11 protein-coding genes and 1 CRISPR repeat array are annotated in these 17,300 nt (G+C 70.0%); of the genes, 1 reads left to right on the top strand and 10 read right to left on the bottom strand.

Annotated features, from left to right (window positions below; translation table 11 throughout):
- Positions 1–702: 702 nt before the first annotated feature.
- A CRISPR array of direct repeats spans positions 703–1,098; the repeat unit is 29 nt.
- Between the two features lie 1,215 nt (positions 1,099–2,313).
- Genes cas6e through AC2TEW_RS25760 form a run of 5 tightly spaced genes read right to left on the bottom strand, consistent with a single transcriptional unit; the run spans position 2,314 to position 7,321 of the window.
- A complete protein-coding gene (gene cas6e / locus AC2TEW_RS25740) occupies positions 2,314–3,048 on the bottom strand; it encodes a type I-E CRISPR-associated protein Cas6/Cse3/CasE (RefSeq protein WP_484625727.1) in 735 nt (244 codons plus the stop codon).
- On the bottom strand, positions 3,045–3,890 hold the full coding sequence (cas5e, locus tag AC2TEW_RS25745) for a type I-E CRISPR-associated protein Cas5/CasD (protein WP_484625728.1): 846 nt from the start codon (positions 3,888–3,890) through the stop codon (positions 3,045–3,047). Before cas5e ends, cas6e begins: the two co-directional genes overlap by 4 nt.
- On the bottom strand, positions 3,887–5,245 hold the full coding sequence (locus AC2TEW_RS25750; protein WP_484625729.1) for a type I-E CRISPR-associated protein Cas7/Cse4/CasC: 1,359 nt from the start codon (positions 5,243–5,245) through the stop codon (positions 3,887–3,889). The genes cas5e and AC2TEW_RS25750 overlap by 4 nt, the downstream gene beginning before the upstream one ends.
- 1 nt (position 5,246) lies before the next feature.
- On the bottom strand, positions 5,247–5,843 hold the full coding sequence (gene casB, locus AC2TEW_RS25755; protein WP_484625730.1) for a type I-E CRISPR-associated protein Cse2/CasB: 597 nt from the start codon (positions 5,841–5,843) through the stop codon (positions 5,247–5,249).
- Positions 5,840–7,321: a type I-E CRISPR-associated protein Cse1/CasA gene (locus AC2TEW_RS25760; RefSeq protein WP_484625731.1), complete on the bottom strand. Its 1,482-nt coding sequence runs from the start codon at positions 7,319–7,321 to the stop codon at positions 5,840–5,842. The genes casB and AC2TEW_RS25760 overlap by 4 nt, the downstream gene beginning before the upstream one ends.
- A gap of 174 nt (positions 7,322–7,495) precedes the next feature.
- On the opposite strand from AC2TEW_RS25760, the gene cas3 reads away from it, so the two are divergent.
- The gene (cas3, locus tag AC2TEW_RS25765) at positions 7,496–10,492 is read left to right on the top strand and encodes a CRISPR-associated helicase Cas3' (RefSeq protein ID WP_484625808.1); all 2,997 of its coding nucleotides are present in this window, start codon (positions 7,496–7,498) and stop codon (positions 10,490–10,492) included.
- A 3,488-nt stretch (positions 10,493–13,980) separates the two neighbouring features.
- Here cas3 and AC2TEW_RS25770 read toward each other — a convergent pair.
- The 5 genes from AC2TEW_RS25770 to AC2TEW_RS25790 form a co-directional block, all read right to left on the bottom strand.
- Positions 13,981–14,301: a DUF6087 family protein gene (locus tag AC2TEW_RS25770; RefSeq protein ID WP_484625732.1), complete on the bottom strand. Its 321-nt coding sequence runs from the start codon at positions 14,299–14,301 to the stop codon at positions 13,981–13,983.
- Between the two features lie 39 nt (positions 14,302–14,340).
- Positions 14,341–14,592: a hypothetical protein gene (locus tag AC2TEW_RS25775; protein WP_484625733.1), complete on the bottom strand. Its 252-nt coding sequence runs from the start codon at positions 14,590–14,592 to the stop codon at positions 14,341–14,343.
- Positions 14,593–14,610: 18 nt separating this feature from the next.
- A complete protein-coding gene (locus AC2TEW_RS25780; protein WP_484625734.1) occupies positions 14,611–15,459 on the bottom strand; it encodes a JmjC domain-containing protein in 849 nt (282 codons plus the stop codon).
- Between the two features lie 79 nt (positions 15,460–15,538).
- A complete protein-coding gene (locus tag AC2TEW_RS25785; protein WP_484625735.1) occupies positions 15,539–15,784 on the bottom strand; it encodes a DUF397 domain-containing protein in 246 nt (81 codons plus the stop codon).
- A gap of 659 nt (positions 15,785–16,443) precedes the next feature.
- A complete protein-coding gene (locus AC2TEW_RS25790; RefSeq protein WP_484625736.1) occupies positions 16,444–17,295 on the bottom strand; it encodes a helix-turn-helix domain-containing protein in 852 nt (283 codons plus the stop codon).
- Positions 17,296–17,300 lie beyond the last annotated feature (5 nt).

The following is a 17,300-nucleotide window of genomic DNA, read 5'->3' on the forward strand; positions in this document are numbered from 1 at the left end:
GGAACGGCTGACCCTCGCCTTCGCGGGGAGGACAATTCGCTTCGATCGGGTCGCCACCGACGAGCCGGCTGACCCCCGCCTTCGCGGGGAGGACAGCCGCCAGGGCCGCGTCCTGGGCAGCCAGTTCGGCTGACCCCCGCCTTCGCGGGGAGGACTGGCACATGGACAGCGCGGCCCGCGGGCTGCCCGGCTGACCCCCGCCTTCGCGGGGAGGACCCTTCGCCACCTGCAGCGTTGGCAGCACTTTGCAAGTTCTTGACCACCCATCAGTCTGCTCCGACCGTATCGCGATGCTGTCCAGGGGAAGACCTTGCTACCACCGACGGGGCCGTCTGTGGCTCGGGCAGGCCCCCGCTTCCGGAGGGAAGACCGCATGTGGGCCAGACCGGCTGCTGTGCCCTCCGGCTGACCCCCGCTCCCGCGGGGAGGACCACCAGCCGCCGGTGAACAGCAACCTCGGCGACGGCTGACCCCCGCTCCCGCGGGGAGGACGCGGTCTTCAGCCACATTGCCTCCTCGCCCGTCGGCTGACCCCTGCTCCCGCGGGGAGGACCTCGACAAGGCCGTGTATGCCGCGGTGTCCAGCGGCTGACCCCCGCTCGCGCGGACAGCTCCGTCGGTGTGGTCGGTGGACCTCACCGACGGCTGACCCCACCTACGCGGGGAAGACGACAAGATGATCGGTCCGGTGCCCGCCGAGCTCGGCTGACCCCCGCTCCCGCGGGGAAGACACCCAGGAGATCGTCCCCGAGATGGTGCCAGCCGGCTGACCCCCGCTCCCGCGGGGAAGACGCGGCGGTGTGCCACAGGTCGGGGTGCAGCCGCGGCCGACCCCCGCTCCCGCGGGGAAGACTCCGTGCCGTCGAGCAGCCCCTGCGCGGCGGCCGGCTGACCCCCGCTCCCGCGGGGAAGACCTCAGTACCACGTGCCACCCGGCGGGCCGCTCCGGCTGACCCCCGCTCCCGCGAGGAAGACATCAGTCGGTCCTCTCGCAGCGCCTTCATGACCGGCTGACCCCCGCTCCCGCGGGGAAGACGCGATCGGCACGCTGGCGAAGCCGTACGGCACCGGCTGACCCCCGCTCCCGCGGGGAAGACCCTTCGCGACCTGCAGCGTTCAGAGCGTTTTGCAACTCCTTGACCATCTGTCAGGTCAGCGGTCACAGTCCCATGTGGCCACCCGGGTGCCCCGGGGAGACACGACCGGCTATGCCTGAGGAACTGTACCGGCTCGCCAGTCGAGGCCGTGAGAGCGGCGGCACTGTCGGTGGGCTGGCCGCCTTCGTCAGCTGTCCCCGCCGCTCCCACAGGGAGGACCGGTCCATGTCCCAGGGCACCACCCGGATCTACGGCTGACCCCCGCTCGCGCGGGAAGGGCCCACTGGATCGCCTGCGCGGTCGAGCGTGGGATCGGCTGACCCCCGCTCTCGTAGGGACGACGAGCGCGTGAAGCGCTTCCGGTGCTGGTGCACCGGCTGAGCGCCGCTCGCGCGGGGACGACACAATGGCGGAGTCCGCCAGCTTGCCGTCAGCGGCTGACCCTCGCGCCCGCGGGGAAGACCTGCGCTGGTCCGAACTCGCCGACGGGGTCCCCAGCTGACCCGCGCCTACGCGGGGAGATCTGGCAGAGATCGAACTTGATCTTGCATGCTACGGCTGAACCCCGCTTGCGAAGGGAGGATTTCATGGCGCGGGGTCTGGCGGCCCTGGTCGACGGCTGACCCTCGCTCGTGCGGGGAGGACACCATGAGCCGCTGGTCCGCCTGGTAGACGTCCGGCTGACCCCCGCTCCCGCGGGGAGGACACAGCGGGCTGGCTGACCCCTCTCCCGCAGGGAAGACTCGATCCGGGCGAGGAGCAGGTGTTAGCTGCCCGGCTGACCCCCACTCTCGTGGGGAAGACAAACAACGGGCGGACTCCGACGGCCAGGACACCGGCTGACTCCCCCCGCGCGGGGAGGGCCGCAGAGTCACCAGCGGCTTCGACGCGGCGGACGGCTGACCCCCGCTTGCCCGGGGAGGACGAAGCCGCGGGTGAAGGTGCTCCTTCGTTCCCGCTCCTGCGGGGAAGACTCGGCGAAGGTGGCCAGGGCCATGTACGCGGCTGGCTGACCCCCGCTCTCGCGGGGAGGGCAAGCTCGACACCTGCGAGCTTAATACCGACGGTGGCTGATCCCCGACGGCGCGGGGACAGAGTTGCTGCTGTTGGTTGACACTGAATGGCTCAACCTGGTTCGGGTGCAGGACAACGCCAGCGGCGTCGTCCTGCACCCGTTTGGTTGTCGGACGGGTCCGGTGGTTGTGCTTGTCGTTTCCTACCGCGGGGTGACGGGGCGGATGAGGAGAAGGCCTGCGCTGTAGGAGCGGGCGCGGCCGATTCCGGAGGTGAGGGCGCCGACGAGGGCGGGTGGATCGGTTACGGTGAGTGCGCCCCTGATCTCGGCTCGGCCGATTTTGGTGCCCTGGTTCTTTGCGGCCAGGGCGGTCTTGGGGAGCATTCGGATGGCCATGGTGTCGGTGTCTGCGTCGGCGCCGATGCGTCGGACGCCTTCGGCGCCTACACGTGCAGCTCCGGCGGGCTGCAGGCGCGCTGCGAACCACTCCTTGACGTGCCGGGGCGTGGTGTCGGACAGCCGTTTGCGGACCATGGTGCCGTCGGCCGATTGAATTTGGCGGTCCCGGGTCGGGTTCACGACGATCCGAAAGCTGAATGTGGCACCGGTGCGGACCGTGGTGTCGACCGGGATGGTCGCGATCTCGTCGGCGAGGGCTGCCTTCGGGATGGATGACCAGTCGGGTTGGACGCGCGACTGCACAATGATGACGAGGCTGTTGTTCTTCAGATCGAGTGTCCAGGTGTTGAGGATCCCCATCTGGGCACGCGGGTCAGCTTCTCCGGGTTCGGTCCAGCCGTAGAACCCTGACATCACCAGGCGGTGCATGACGTGCGGGTCGAGGATGGCTTTCTGCGCGAGCGGGTGGGTCGCGTCGAGGTGCAGGACGCTGTGGGAGGTCACGAAGCGGGCGCTGTCGGTAGGGGCAGTGGTCACAGCAGGTGGTCCCATCCGATGGTCTCGCCGGGTTCGATCCGTACGCGCTTCTCCCAGCGGGGAGCGTAGGACCGGTGCACGGTGTGGAAGCTGACTGGCTGATCGGCGACTGACACGGCGCCGCTGGTTCCAGCGGGTACCTCGGTCCACGTCCACGGCCGGGGTACGCAGTCGTGCGAGAGCAGCTCGGTGGCCGCGAGGACGTCCTCGATCCGGCCCGGATGTACTCCGCCGGAGATCTCGCCCGCGGGTGGGCAGTTCTTGCGCCCGAGCCAGAGCAGGCGCCTGGGGTGTTCAAGGGCGGTCGCCAGTTCCTCCAGCAGGTGCCGGTCGGGGTGTTCGACCGCGGCCACGAATTTGGCGTCCGCCAGGTAGCTGCGACTGGTGATCATTGGGTCACGGCCGACCTTCCGGGCGAGGAGTGCACCGCTCTCCGGGTCGGGTGCGATCCCCTTGGGTGCGCCGTACCAGCCCGCGATGGCCCGGGCCGTCGCGGTGCCGAAGGCGGGTCCGGTGGCGACCTCCAGAAGAGCGGATGCCTGCTGGGCACGCCGGTGGTCGGTGATCAGGTCACGCGGGCGCAGGGGGTACTGGCCGCCGCCGACGGTGTGGTAGTCGCGGACGGGGGTACCTGGACGATCCACCCGGACGGCGAAGCGGAGTTCGTCGAGCGGATGGAGCGGTTCGTCCCTGGAGTAGCCAGCAGCGGCGGCGAGCATGCCGATGAACCCGGACTTCGTCGGCCGCAGGTGTGTGTCACGCCGGTCGAAACGGGAGACCAGTCCCCAGGCCTGGAGCGGCCCGGCAAGTCGGGTCAGGAGCACATGATGTTGCTGTGTCATGGGGCGGTCAGCTCTTCCACGCTGTCCGCCTCGGTGGCAGTCAGGGCACCGTCGCCGCTGAGGCGGGTCAAGAGGTCTTGGATGTCCAGATCGTAGGTGAGGACGCGGCCGCCGTTGATGTCAGGGCGCTTGCGGGTCACCAGGCGGTGGTGCCTGAGGAGCTTGTCGGCAGCAGCGAGGCTCGCACCGCCTTCGGCCTGCTCGTCGATCGGGTTCTCGAAGACGGCCGAGTAGTTGAACGGCCTCTTGCCGTCGAAGGCGAGCACCAGCTTCGGCAGGGAGCCGGTGGAGGCGGTGGTGTTCTTCTTGGCCCCCGGCATGGCATCGACGAACGCCTCCACGAACTGGGTCTCCGCTGCGGCGGCAGCCTGGTCCGCGGCTTCGGCGGTCATACCGCCGGCCATCAGGTTGACACGCAGCTGAACCCGGTCGAGGGCGGCGTGGCGGTAGAACGTGCCGGAGATGAGGGACTGGTAGCCGGTCATGCCAGCACCTGCGTCGTCCGCCGCGTCGAGGTAGTCGAGGGCGTTGGCCTTCCGGCGGACCTTGGAGTCGTCGGCTGCGCTGTAGAAGTCGTCGATCTGGGTTGCGGCGTGGACGGTGAACGCCGGGCCGGTCATCACGGCGCCGTCCACGTTGGGGGAGTCGGCGATCTCGGCGAGGAAGCGGCCGTAAAGGGCGATGTCGATGGCGTCGCGGGGAGCGAGAGCCGTCAGCACGGCCGCGCGTACGGCCCGGGGGAGGGATGGGAGCCCGGCACCCGCCGTCTCCTCCTCATCGGCGAAGAGAGGCTCATCGGTCTTCTTCCCGCCCCGCTTCCCGGCCTTGCCCTTCGCCGCCTGCTCGGCCTTGCGTGCCTGCTCGAAATCCCCCGCCCAGGAGAGAACCTCGTCCCGGTTGGCGTTGATGTAGTTCGCCAACTCGGCCCCGGCGTCCTCGGGGGCGAAGAGCAGGACCTTGGTCAGGTTGCAGGTACGCTCCTTGTCCCCGAACTTCAGTCCCACCCCTTCCAGCACCGACTTTGCGGCGGGCAGTGCGTCCTCCTCCTCCCAGCCCAGGGCTCGCAGCGACTCCGCGGTCAGCAGCGCCCATTCGCGGGTACGGATGCCCATCGTGTACCCGGCGAGTGCTCCCTCGCCCGCGTTCGCCCGATCGCGGGCGAGCGTCCGTTCGGCCCGCCGACGGGACTGAGACGTGATCAGGTTCCGCGTCTCGCCACCGAACGGGATGATCTTCGCCATGCCGTTCTCGTCGCGCACCGGCAGCACGGCCACCAGGCTCTCGAGAGCGTGCAGCGACAGGAACTGGTGGCCGTTGAGGCGTTCGGACACGGCGCTGGTTCGAATGATCGTCATGTCAGCCGTTCTTCCTCGGAGAGTAGTCAGGGGTGTAGAAGGCCCGCGCCCAGCTGTACGGGGTCACCCGACTGCGGTCCTTCCACGCGGACAGGTCGCTCGCAAGCTGCGCCCAGGACGGCGGTGCAACGTCGCACGCCCGCACACGCTCGACCGCGTGCTGCAGGTGTCGTACAGGGACCTCGCGTGAAGCCACCAGCCGGTCGAGGAGGCGCTTGGCCCCCGGATCGTTCGGCCCCCGCCCGGCGGGCGATCCGACGCGGCGCAGGGCATCGCCAACGGAGCCGTAACCGGCATGCGGGACGCTCCTGCCCGCGTGGAAGCGGGCGAACAGGAAGGCGACCCGCTCGAAAGCCGGCCGGTGCGCCTCCTCGAAGGTGAAGGAGGCAGCCCGCAAACGGGGTTCGGTCAGCGCCTCGGGCCGACGCAGTTCGGACAGCCGTCCGTAGTCGCGGGACAAGACTAGTCCGCACAGCCAGCTGGTCAGCCGCTGTTCAGCGGTGCGCTCGGGCCTGTGCCCGTCGTCGGTGACCGGGTTATCGGCGAGTTCCGTCCCGAGGAGCGCGGACAGGTCGAGCGGCAGCTGCAGGTCGCTCACGCGGAGAGCTCCTTCAGGTACGGGGGGCAGGTCGAGCTGGACAGCTTCTTCCGCAGCCGCTGCTCCGCCTGGGCACGGGCGTTCATCCCACGGCCGTTGGGCGGGAGCGATTGCAGGCGGTTCCTCAGGACCTTCCAGGTAAGCTCGCGGATTTCCCGGCCGAAGTCCTCCAGCGGCCCGTCCGCGGGGCTGATGCCGTCGCTCACTTGGGAAACCAGGATCAGGAAGGGGTCGGCGGCGGCCGGCCACAGCTCCGGTTCGCCGTTGAAGTGCTTGAGCAGCTTCGGCTTGTCCGCGGGTTTGGGATTGGGGTGGGCGATGTCCCGGGCCACCGCGGCGGCCGCGTAAAGGGCCTTGGCGGCGTACTCGCAGATACCGGCGCCCTCGTCGGCAGCCCACTTGAGCTGACTCTCTCGCCCAGGAACATAGGGAAAGGTGTCGAACACCCATGCCGTTGCCGTGGCCTGACGCGAGATCAGGCCGACGGCAGCCAGATCGACCCTCCGGTCGCGCAGACGTGCGAGACGGTCGTAGAGGTCTGAACCCTTGGCCAGCGCGGGATCAGCCTTGAACGTCGCCGCGTACACCGCGTGCGACTCCCGCCAGAGCGCACGTTCCTCGCTCGGACGCATGGGCACCGGTTTCCCGTCCTGCCTGCTGGGCTGAAGGACCGCGTCCTGGAGGTAGAGGGACGGCAGGGGATCGAGCAGCTCACCCGCCGCCCGCAGGACACGGTCCACCATGACCCGGCCCCCGACCATCTTCGGTCGCAGCAGGATGGACCGGCCGAGGAACGAATGGAGGTCTGCCGGGCCGTCAGGGTGCCGCGAGGTCTTCCGGGCACGGAACGTGCGCCGACCGGGCCGGCCGTCGGTCCAGGAGTAGTTGAAGGTTCCGACATCTTTGTGGTCGCACGGGGCGAGGTTCAGTCGCAGCGTTTCGCCGAGGGTCCGGCCCCTGGCCAGAACGCGGACCCGCGTGCCGAGCCGCCCGACCGCCTGGTACGTCAGCTGAGGCCCCAGCCAGTCGGCCTTGGCCATCGCCCGGCCACCGAGACCGTAGGCGTGCTGGGTCAGCATGGCCCGGAACGCGGCATCGGGCGCCATCGGTTCCGGGTCGTGCAGGTGCACCTTGTCGAAGAACTGGTTGTAGTCCCCCGCCCGTTCGATGACGAGCTGCGCAGAGCCCACCCCGTGTTCGGCCATGAAGGGGGACAGCAGAGCGTTCTGCCCCAGCGGGCGCTGAGGGTGGAACAGGTTCCACCGGTCGTCGGGCTCGTCGGTCAGCCAGACGGCCGCACGTTCCAACGACTCCCCGCTCGTGACCCATTGGTACCACTCGTCCGTCGTGCGTGGTACGCACCTTGCCGCATACAGGATCGCCATCAGGTACTCCAGTACGGCGACTTCCTCGCCCGGCGTCGAGCTCACCAACCCGGCGAAGTCGTCGGCGTCCCGCAGAAGTGCGAGGAGGCTCACGCGTCGGACGGCGGGGCCATGTCCATGGGTCGATGTCAGTACCGGCTGGCAGGCTTCGGTTCGCGGGTCCCATCTGATGGGTGGATGCTGAGATCCCTCCAGAGAGCATGGCATCCTTGAGGTCTGACTATTCGTCACATCAAGGAGACTAGCGGCAAGGAAGTGGTTCAGGTGATGAGACCACAGAGAATCACCCTCGCGGGGATCGCGGTGTGGGGGAAGACGGACCGCTTCAAGATCAGCCGCAACCGCGGCGGACCGGCATGGAACTCACTCCTCGTCCACATGCTCGACGTCGCCGCCTGTACTGGGGAACTGTGGGACCGCTACCTCGCCACACCGGTGCGGGACCGACTGGTCGAGGCCCTGGCACCGGGGAGTCCTGAGATCGCCCGACGGAACGCCATGTTCTTCGCCGCGCTGCACGACCTGGGGAAGGCATCGCCCGGGTTCCTGCTCCAGTTCGCCGATCCGGCCGAACGGCACCTGCAGTCGGCCGGCCGCGAATGGCGGGAGATCGCCCGCCGGGCGGGACTACCGCTGCCCTCAGACCCCCGGGCAGTCCGCCGTATGCGACACGAACTCATCACCGCCCACTGCCTGCCCCGGCTGCTCGGCTGTTCATGCCAGGACTGTGGTGGCGACACTACCCGCCACGAGGGACTTCACCGACTCGCTCTGCTCCTCGGTGCCCATCACGGCCATTTCCCCGGCCCGGACCTCCTCCAACGTGCGCAAGGCACTGCCCCAACGTGCGACTGGGACGAGGTCCACCGATTCTTCATCGACACCCTCGCCTCCCTTCTCGGAATCGATCTGCAACGAGTGCCCGAGCGGACCAGACTCGACCGTCCCTCCGCCCTGCCCCTGATGGCTGGCCTGGTCGTCACCGCCGACTGGATTGCCTCCGACGAACGTCGGTTCACCTACCGCCAAGCCGGCACCATCGAGCAGTGGTGGCAACACTCGCAGCAACAGGCCGAGGACGCCGTGCGCGGCCTGCGGCTCCACCCCTGGTCCCCGGAGCCCACGACATGGAACCAGCTGTTCCCCGACACGCCCACCCCCCGCCCGTTCCAGGAAGCAGCCATGAGCGCCGCCCCGACCCAGGGGCCGATGCTGGGCATCATCGAGGCGGGCACCGGCTCGGGAAAGACCGCTCTCGCCCTCTGGTACGCCCACCACCTCGCCCGGACCAACGGCTACCACGGTCTCTACACGGCAATGCCCACGCGGGCCGCCACCGACCAGGCCGCCGGCGAACACATCCGCTTCCTCACCAAGGCATTCGGCACCCCCACCGAGGCCAACCTGGCGATCGTCCACGCGTCCGCGGCAGCGACGGACACCGTCCACCGACTCCTGGACGCGGCCACCGCCCAACCAACAGATCTCACAGACCTCGACCCATTCATCGAAGCCACGATCTGCGACCGCAGCGACGGAGCTCCCAGCGACTCCCGCGTGGTCCTCGACCCGTGGTACCTCCGCCGCTGCCTCGGTCTCCTCTCCACCTTCGGCGTCGGTACTGTCGACCAGATCACCCTGGCCTCGCAGCGCTCAACCCACTGGTTCCTGCGCCTCTTCGGCCTTGCCAACAAGACCCTTGTCATCGACGAGGCCCACGCGTACGAGCTCTTCCAGGAACAACTCCTCGGCGCCGCGATCTCGTGGCTCGCGGACGCGGGCGCCTCCGTGCTGATTCTCTCCGCGACCCTCCCCGCCGCCACTCGCCAGGAGCTGATCACCGCATGGTGCAAGGGGCACCGCACCATCCCCCAGCCCACCACCAGCAAGGGCCCCATCACCCTCGTCGACCAGCACGGCTCCTTCACCCACCCGACTCCCGCAGAAGCACCCCCCGAGCTCCACACCCGGATCGACCTGGTGCCCGACCCCGGACCCGCCGCCCTCGCCGACCACATCCTCCGAGAGGCATCTGCCGGCGGCATCACCACCGTCATCCGCAACCGCGTCGACTCCGCCCACAACCTCTACGCAGCGGCGGTATCGCTGGCAAAGAAGTACGGCTGGCACGAGCGAGAGATCGTCCTGCTGCACGGCCAACTGCTGCCCCGCCAACGACTTGCGCAAGAGACCGAACTCCGCAGCCGCCTCGGTCCGGGAGAACTCCGCACCGCAGCCAACCCGAACCGGCCACCCCGACTCCTCGTCATCGCAACCCAAGTGATCGAACAGTCACTGGACCTCGACGCCGATCGCCTCTACAGCGACCTCGCCCCCATCGACCTGATCATCCAACGCCGCGGACGCCTCCACCGGCATACCGTCAACAACCTCAACCGCCCTGTCGGCATGCGCACCCCCCGAATGACGGTCCTGTGGACCCCCGACCACGACCACCTGCCACTCGTCCATCCCGCGAGCCGTTCGCGTCCGGGAAATCCCGACGCCTACATCTACGCCCCCTACACGCTCGCAGCCACCCACCACATGCTCGACGCTCTCGCCGGTGAGAAAACGTGCCCTGACTGCGACGCCGCCCGCCAAGCCAACCCGAACTCCCGCATCGCCTGCATCGTCACGCCCCGCGACAACGAGACGCTCATCGAGTCCCTCTACAGTCCGGACTCCTTTCCCAACAGTCCGGCGGGGTTCCTGTTGGCCGAGACCTGGAACGCCTGGCAAGCCGAGCTCGCCAACCAGCGGAACGCCTCCAAAGCTTTCGCCCTGCAGCCGTACCGCCCCGACGGAACCCCAACCGACATCCACCTCCTCGAGAGCGGCGGCGCCCACGGACACGGCGACGACAGTACCTCGGGACTCGCCGCCCGCTCGCGCCTCGCGGAACCGACCACCGACGTCGTCGTTCTGTTCCGGAACCCCATCGACGGGCACCCCAGCCGGCACTACAGCTACGACCCGGAAGGCCGACACCGGGCAGACCTCACGCGACACCAGATCCGCGACGACACAATCGCCGTCCGCCGCGCACAGCAACAAGATCTGCTGCTCAACACCGTGGCCATCCCGTACAGCTGGTTCGAGCACCTCCCACCCGCCGACACCTGGGACAATCCGGGCATCGGCGTTGTCCGTCGGAGGAATGTCATCATCCTGGAGCCCGACGGAAGCTGTTCTGAGGGAAGCTCGCTCCAGCGGCTTCGCTACAGCCGCACCAGAGGCCTTCACCTCATCCGCGACCGATGAGCGATATGCTTGCCGCTCCTGCTCCCGGCATCTGCAGGGATGAGCCGGATGCGTTGCTCTCTGGTCCAATTCTCCCCGCGCAGGCGGGGGTCAGCCGTGGCTCGGGGAGTTCTACACACCGCCGGAGCCGTCCTCCCCTCGCAGGGGGGAAGGCGCCCGATGACGACCAGGCTGTACGAGAGGTGAACGGCTGACCCCGCCAGCGCGGGGAGGGAACCATGAGCAGTTGGTCCGCCTGGTAGACGTCCGGTTTACCCCCGCGCCCGCGGGGAGGACATCCTGTGGCCGCTGTTCGGGACGGTCGTCCCGGGCTGACCCCCGCCTACGCGGGGAGGACACGCGGCCGACGGTGCCGGGGGTGACGACGGCCGGCTGACCCGCGCCTTCGCAGGGAAGACCCGGGGCGGAGCAAGCTATCGCGTAAGCCGGGCGGCTGACCCCCGCCTACGCGGGGAGGACACGTAGTGGAGGTACTCGTCCTCGTCGGCGAACGGCTGACCCCCACTCCCGCGGGGAGGACATCGGCCGCGAGCGCGGCGCCTCGGTGGCCACCGGCTGACCCCCGCTCCCGCGGGGAGGACCTGTGGCACGACTACACCCCCCGCGCGGGGGCCGGCTGACCCCCGCGAGCGGGGAGGACGTCGCCGTCACCCAGGCCTCCACCTCGCAGACCGGCTGACCGTCGCTCCCGCGGGGAGGACGGCCCTGCCGGGGTACTGGCGGGTCGCTGAGGTGGCTGACCCGCTCCCGCGGGGAGGACGCGGGGGTGCCGCTCATGGGCTTGTTGAGGAACGGCTGACCCCCGCCTTCGCGGGGAGGACGGCCACGGCGCTCCACTTGCCGCGCTGACCCCCGCTCGCGCGGGGAGGACCAGAACTACCTCGTGAGGGAGGTCGCCAAGCTCGGCTGACCCCTGCTCGTGCGAGGAGGACGGCTCCAGCTCGGCCACGCGGGCCTCGGTGGTCGGCTGACCCCCACATTCGCGGGGAGGACTCATTAGCCACCTGCAGCGTTGGCGGCGCTCTGCAATTTCTTGGCTATCCGTCGGTCTGCTCCCACCGTATCGCGATGCTGTCTAGGGGAAGACCTTGCTTCCACCGACGGGGCCGTCTGTGGCTCGGACAGGCCCCCGCTCCCGCAGGGAAGACGGCATGTGGGCCAGACCGGCTGCCGCGCCCTCTGGCTGACCCCCGCTCCCGCGGGGAGGACACGAACAGGTTCTCGCCCTCCGCGTCGCGCCGCGGCTGACCCCCGCCTACGCGGGGAGGACAACTCCGATCCAAGGTCATCACCACCGGCGACCGGCTGACCCCCGCTCGCGCAGGGACGACTGGGCCGACCACATCGAGATCATGACGGTGGGCGGCTGACCCCCGCTCGCGCAGGGACGACTGGGCCGACCACATCGAGATCATGACGGTGGGCGGCTGACCCCCGGTCGCGCGGGGACGACTGATCCGCCTGGTCCGAGAGCTCGGCCTTCTTCGGCTGATCCCCGCCTACGCGGAGAGGACACCAGGCCCCTACGGCGAAGTTCGGCAAAGACCGGCTGACCCCCGCTCGTACGGGGAGGAAGCCAGCTTCTGGTAGAGGTGCTGACGGTAGCCCGGCTGGCCCCTGCCCCCGCGGGGAAGACGTGATGTGCATCAGCTCCGGCCGTGAGGCCGTCGACTGGCCCCACTCCCGCAGGGAAGACCCGGGCTTGGTGAAGGCGACCGGGCTGCCGTCAGGCTGACCCCCGCTCCTGCGGGGAAGACCACCAGGCGACCAGCCCAAGACCGGCGAGCACCGGCCGACCACCGCTCCCGCGGGGAGGACCTCTCAAAGTGCGTCCCGTTCTCGTCCTGGACCGGCTGACCCCCGCTCCCGCGGGGAGGACCGGGCCTGCCACGAGCCGATAAAGTCGCGGCGCGGCTAACCCCCGCTCCCGCGGGGAAGACGAGGAGCCCGCCGGGGATGGTGGAGCCGGCGCCAGCTGACCCCCGCGTCCCGCGGGGAAGACCTGGTGCTAATGGTCGCGGTGGCCGTCCGTGCCAGCTGACCCCCGCTCCCGCGGGGAGGACCTCAGCCAGTAGTCCAGCTCTGTCATGCCGGTCGGCTAACCCCCGCCTTCGCGGGAGGACCTTCGCCGCCTGCAGCGTTGGCAGCACTGCAATTTCTTGACTACCCATCAGTCTGCTCCCACCGTATCGCGATTCTGTCCAGGGGAAGACCTTGCTACCACCGACGGGGCCGTCTGTGGCTCGGGCAGGCCCCGCTCCCGCGGGGAGGGCAGGGGACGGGTGGACCGTCCGGGTTCGGACACGGCTGGCCCCCGCCTTCGCGGGGAGGGCGCGAGTCCAACGCTGTTGGATAGGATTCCCACCGGCTGACCCCGCGTTCGTTGGGAGGACGAGTCGCTGACGGCCGACAGCGACGTTGCTGCCGGCTGACCCCGCCTTCGCGGGGAGGACCAGAACCTCTCCACGGGCCGAGTGCCCATCAGCGGCTGACCCCCGCTCCCGCGGGGAGGACACCCGCATTGAGTTCTACTGCGGCGTGGCGGCCAGCTGACCCCCGCTCGCGCGGGGAGGCCCCCTTGGCCTGCCGCTTGTCGACGTCGTCGACCGGTTGACCCCCGTTCGCGCGGGGAGGACCGCGTCCTGGACCCTGGCATGACCCCCAGGGCCGGCTGACCCCCGCTCGCGCGGCGAAGACGTCCAAGCGTGCCAGCCAGCCTCGTCGGTGAACGGCTGACCCCCGCTCCCGCGGGGAAGACGATGGGGACACGGGTGTGCCAGCCGACGATGCCGGCTGACCCCTGCTCCCGCGGGGAGGACGTCCAGTCGTACCGGACGGCGAGCTCGAACGGCGGCTGACCCCCGCTCCCGCGGGGAAGACATTTTTGCAATGCGGCGCGCTGTGGGAAATTCCGGCTGACCCCCGCTCCCGCGGGGAAGACCCTTCGCGACCTGCAGCGTTCAGAGCGTTTTGCAACTCCTTGACTATCTGTCATGTCAGCGGCTGCCGTCCCATGCGGTCACCCGGGTGTCCGAGGGGACACACCCCCGACTAGCTACGCACCGAGGAACTGTACCGGCTCGCCAGCCCAGGACAGGGAGGATGGCGGCGCTGGCCAACGGCGCCGGCTGACCCCTGCTCCCGCGGGGAACCCCCGCTCCCGTGGGGAAGACTGCGGGAAGCGGATGGTGAGTGGCGGCCAGTGCGGCTGACCCCCGCCTACGCGGGGAGGACATCCAGCTGTCGTCCTCCGGAGCCTCGGTGCCCGGCTGACCTCGCTCCCGCGGGGAGGACACGGCCTTGACGTTCGACATCGTCTTCTCGAACGGCTGACCCTCGCTCGCGCGGGAGGACCCTGACCTCGCCCCGCGCCCGTGGGCCTGGTGCGGCTGACCCCCGCTCTCGCGGGGAGGACACCGCGTACGAGATCCAGGGCTCCCAGGTCGCCGGCTGACCCCCGCTCCCGCTGGAAGATGGACATGCACCAGCTAGTGCTGACGGTCGGGTCGGCGGTGCCGACCGGTGCCTTTCCGCAGTAGTTGGACCGGTGTGTCGTCCTGCGGAGGGATCAGCTCACCGTCCCTGCGCATGATCAGCGAGTACGCCTGCGCGTAGGTGTCGGCAACCCCGATCGGCTGCCAGGCGTGGCCGTCCCACTCCACGACTATGCGCGGGGTGTCCTGGAAGAGGTGGGCGCCGCGCCTGGGCCCGGGGACGAGCGGGATCGCGTCGCGGGTGCCGACGGGGCGTCGGCGTTTTTGCCGGTCGGCGTACCAGTCGGCGAAGGATTCGTCTTCCGGGTCGAGCACTGTCCGTCCTCCCGCTCGGCGTCGGTCCGAGAGTAGCGCTCACACGGGTGTCGTGCCGGGCCATCCGAACAGGCCGAGGACCGGACGGTCCCTTAGGGCGTCCGCGTACGCGGTGCCTTCGAATTCGCGGTAGTTCGTGATCGGGTCGGCCGCTGCGTGCAGCATGGCGACGGCGCACGGGGTGCAGAAGTCCTGCCCGGTGTCCAGGTCCCGGAGGTTGGCGAACTTCCGGCATCCCTGCCACTGGCACGTCCTGCGGTGCTTGCCCACGCCCGTCCGTTCCGTCGTCATGCCGATACCTCGGGGGCGCTACCCGATGCCGAGGACGGCACGTTGCTGCCTGCTGCGGACGGGCCGCGCGGCCCCGGCCGGGTCGAGCGAGCCGAGGAAGTCCAGGACCGCGGTGCGGGCGTCCTCGACCAGATGCTCGGCCGGGTGTCCGCTCAGGCCCGGCGGGAGGCAGACGCGCAGTGCCGGGGACTCGGCGGCCTGGTCGAGGAGCTGCTGCACGATCCAGTATCGGGTCAGGAGCTGGACGCCGAAGGTGATGTGGAGCGAGTGCGCCTTCCCGGTGTGGCCGAAGTGGACCCAGCCGCGGGGAATGAACAGCACCTGGCCGGCGGTCAGGGTGATGGTGAAGGCGTCGCGTTCCACGGTGTGGAGCTGCTCGCCGGTGAAGCCGACAGCGGTCCACCGGTGCCGGTCGAGCGGGTCCGTGACGATCGGCGGGTGCAGGTGCCAGGTCTTGGCGCCCTCGGCCTGGGCGAGGAGAACGTGGTGGGTGTCCCAGTGAGGCCCGTATCCGGTCGAGCCCGCCGGGGTGAGGTACACGTTCGCGGTCACCGGGTGGCCGAGCTCGGCGGCGAGCACCTGCGCCGCGTCGCGCAGGGGCGGCCACGTGAGGTGGAGCCCGTTGAACACGAGCGTGTGGGTGGGGTGGTCCGCGTCGGGGGCGAGCGGGGACGGTGCGCCCTGGTGGACCATGCCGAGCTCGACCGGCCGCAGCGTGGGATCGCCGACGATTCTGCGGGCGTCGGCGCGGCTGAACCATCGGTCGAGCCGGGCGCCCTCGGGCTCGTAGACGGTCGGGGAGTCGGGCCAGCGGGTGAGGAAGTGTGCGGGGTCGTCGACCAGGCGGGGCAGAACGGTCACGGTCATCCCTTCGGGGGTCTGGTGGGACGGGGCGGCCCCGGACGGAGCGCTGGATGGTCCGGGGGCCGCCCTTCGTGGGGGCGGGTCAGACCAGGTGGTCGAACTCGCCCGCCTTGGCGCCGGCGACGAACGCCCGGAGCTTGGCCGAGGTGGCGGTGAGCGGCACCTGGGACGGGTCGGTGGTGATGCCGATCCGGATCGCGCCGTCCGCCTCGACGGCGATGCCGATCGAGTCGTCGAGCTGCTGCTGGTTGGACTTGCTGGACTTGATCCAGGCGAGGCCCTTCGCGCCTTCGGGGTCGTAGCCGTGGACGGTGACCGCGGTGCTCATAGGTGGTGCTCCTTTGGCTGGTGCGGGTCGGCCGCGCCGGGTGGTGCGGCTGGGTGGTGCCGGCCCCCGGCCCCAGGTCCGGTGTGCTGGACCTGAGGCGGGGCGGATCCGGTGGGGCCGGCGGTCAGCCGGCAGGCGTTCGCAGGTCGGCGAGGACGGTCTTGCCGCACGGGTCGGGGGTGACCTCCAGCACCCGCGGGTCAGGCGGCCGACCACGGTAAGACCGCTGTGGTACTCCTCGTCCAGGCCCGCCCGGAGGGCGACGGGCAGGGTGCGGGAGCCGGTCCGCCCGCGGCGCACGGGGCGGGTGCACCGCAAGCCCACCGACCGGGAACCAGACGATCTGACCGAGGACACCGAGCTGGTCAGCAACGCCTGCCGGACGCGCACGATCGTGAGTATCCGCCGCATCGCGCTGCAGACCGTCCGGATCGGCCGTCCGCGAGTCGGGCCGGTGGCGGATCGCGAGGGTGGCCCGGGCGGCCACCGTCGGCAGGGCATGGACAGCGGCGGCCATCGGCATCTCCTCGGCGTCGGGGATGTCGCCCGGTGCGCTTCCAGGGTCCCGAGACGGATCGGTCTCCTCGCACCGGCGACACCAACGACGCTACGGAGTAGCGGACTTGCTACTCAACGCGATTGCGCTCGATTGCGCGATTTCACCCGAGGCCGGTGATCGCGGCCGTGATCAGCGCGCGCGCCTTGGCGCCGTGAACCGCAAGCTCACCCAACTCCGCGAAAGCCCGCCCGTACATGGCGATTTCGCTGGGCTGGGTGATCGTCAGATAGCCGGACACGAGTTCGACGCTGACCTGCGCGGTGTCGTAGATCCAGAAGCCCTCGACGGGCCACGCCCTGTCGCGCATCGGCTGCATGGGCACGATGCCGAGGGAGACGTTCGGGCGCCGGCCGATGACGAGGAGATGCCGGAGCTGCTCGCGCATCACGTCGGGGCCGCCGAGGCCGTTACGCAGGACCGATTCCTCGATCAGCAGGGCGAAGCGGTGGTTGCCGTCGGTGAGGATGTGCTGGCGGGCCATGCGCTCCTCGACCGCGGCGGGGACGTCGTCCACCAGGCCGCGACGGTCGCGGATCGCGGAGAGGATCGCGGTGGTGTAGGCGCGGGTCTGCACGAGGCCGGGCAGCAGCCACGACGAGTAGGTGCGGAACCGCTCGGTGCGCTCGTACAGGGGGCGCACGGATTCCTGGGCCTGCCGCAGGCCGGTGCGTTCCATACGGCGCCACTCGACGTACATCGAATCCGCGGCACGTGACTTGGCGACAAGGTCGGCGGCCTGGCCCTCGGCGCCGCACGCCGAGCACCAGGCACGGATATCGGCGTCGGACGGCGCTGCTCTGCCGTTGATGATGCGCGAGGTCTTGGCGGGGTTCCACCCGCACAGGGCAGCCAGCTCCCGGCCCTGGAGGCCGGCGTCCAGCATCAGCTCGCGCAGACGGTCGGCGACGGCCCTGCGCGCGGCCTGGGCGCTGGAGGACGGGGAAGCGGGCATGAGGG

This window comes from Kitasatospora sp. NEAU-CNBT7, assembly GCF_057220535.1.

Excerpts from the sequence above, each read along its gene's own strand:
- cas5e (WP_484625728.1), bottom strand. The coding sequence starts at position 3,890 with ATGACACAGCAACATCATGTGCTCCTGACCCGACTTGCCGGGCCGCTC.
- AC2TEW_RS25750 (WP_484625729.1), bottom strand. The coding sequence starts at position 5,245 with ATGACGATCATTCGAACCAGCGCCGTGTCCGAACGCCTCAACGGCCAC.
- cas3 (WP_484625808.1), top strand. The coding sequence starts at position 7,496 with ATGAGACCACAGAGAATCACCCTCGCGGGGATCGCGGTGTGGGGGAAG.
- AC2TEW_RS25775 (WP_484625733.1), bottom strand. The coding sequence starts at position 14,592 with ATGACGACGGAACGGACGGGCGTGGGCAAGCACCGCAGGACGTGCCAG.
- AC2TEW_RS25780 (WP_484625734.1), bottom strand. The coding sequence starts at position 15,459 with ATGACCGTGACCGTTCTGCCCCGCCTGGTCGACGACCCCGCACACTTC.
- AC2TEW_RS25785 (WP_484625735.1), bottom strand. The coding sequence starts at position 15,784 with ATGAGCACCGCGGTCACCGTCCACGGCTACGACCCCGAAGGCGCGAAG.
- AC2TEW_RS25790 (WP_484625736.1), bottom strand. The coding sequence starts at position 17,295 with ATGCCCGCTTCCCCGTCCTCCAGCGCCCAGGCCGCGCGCAGGGCCGTC.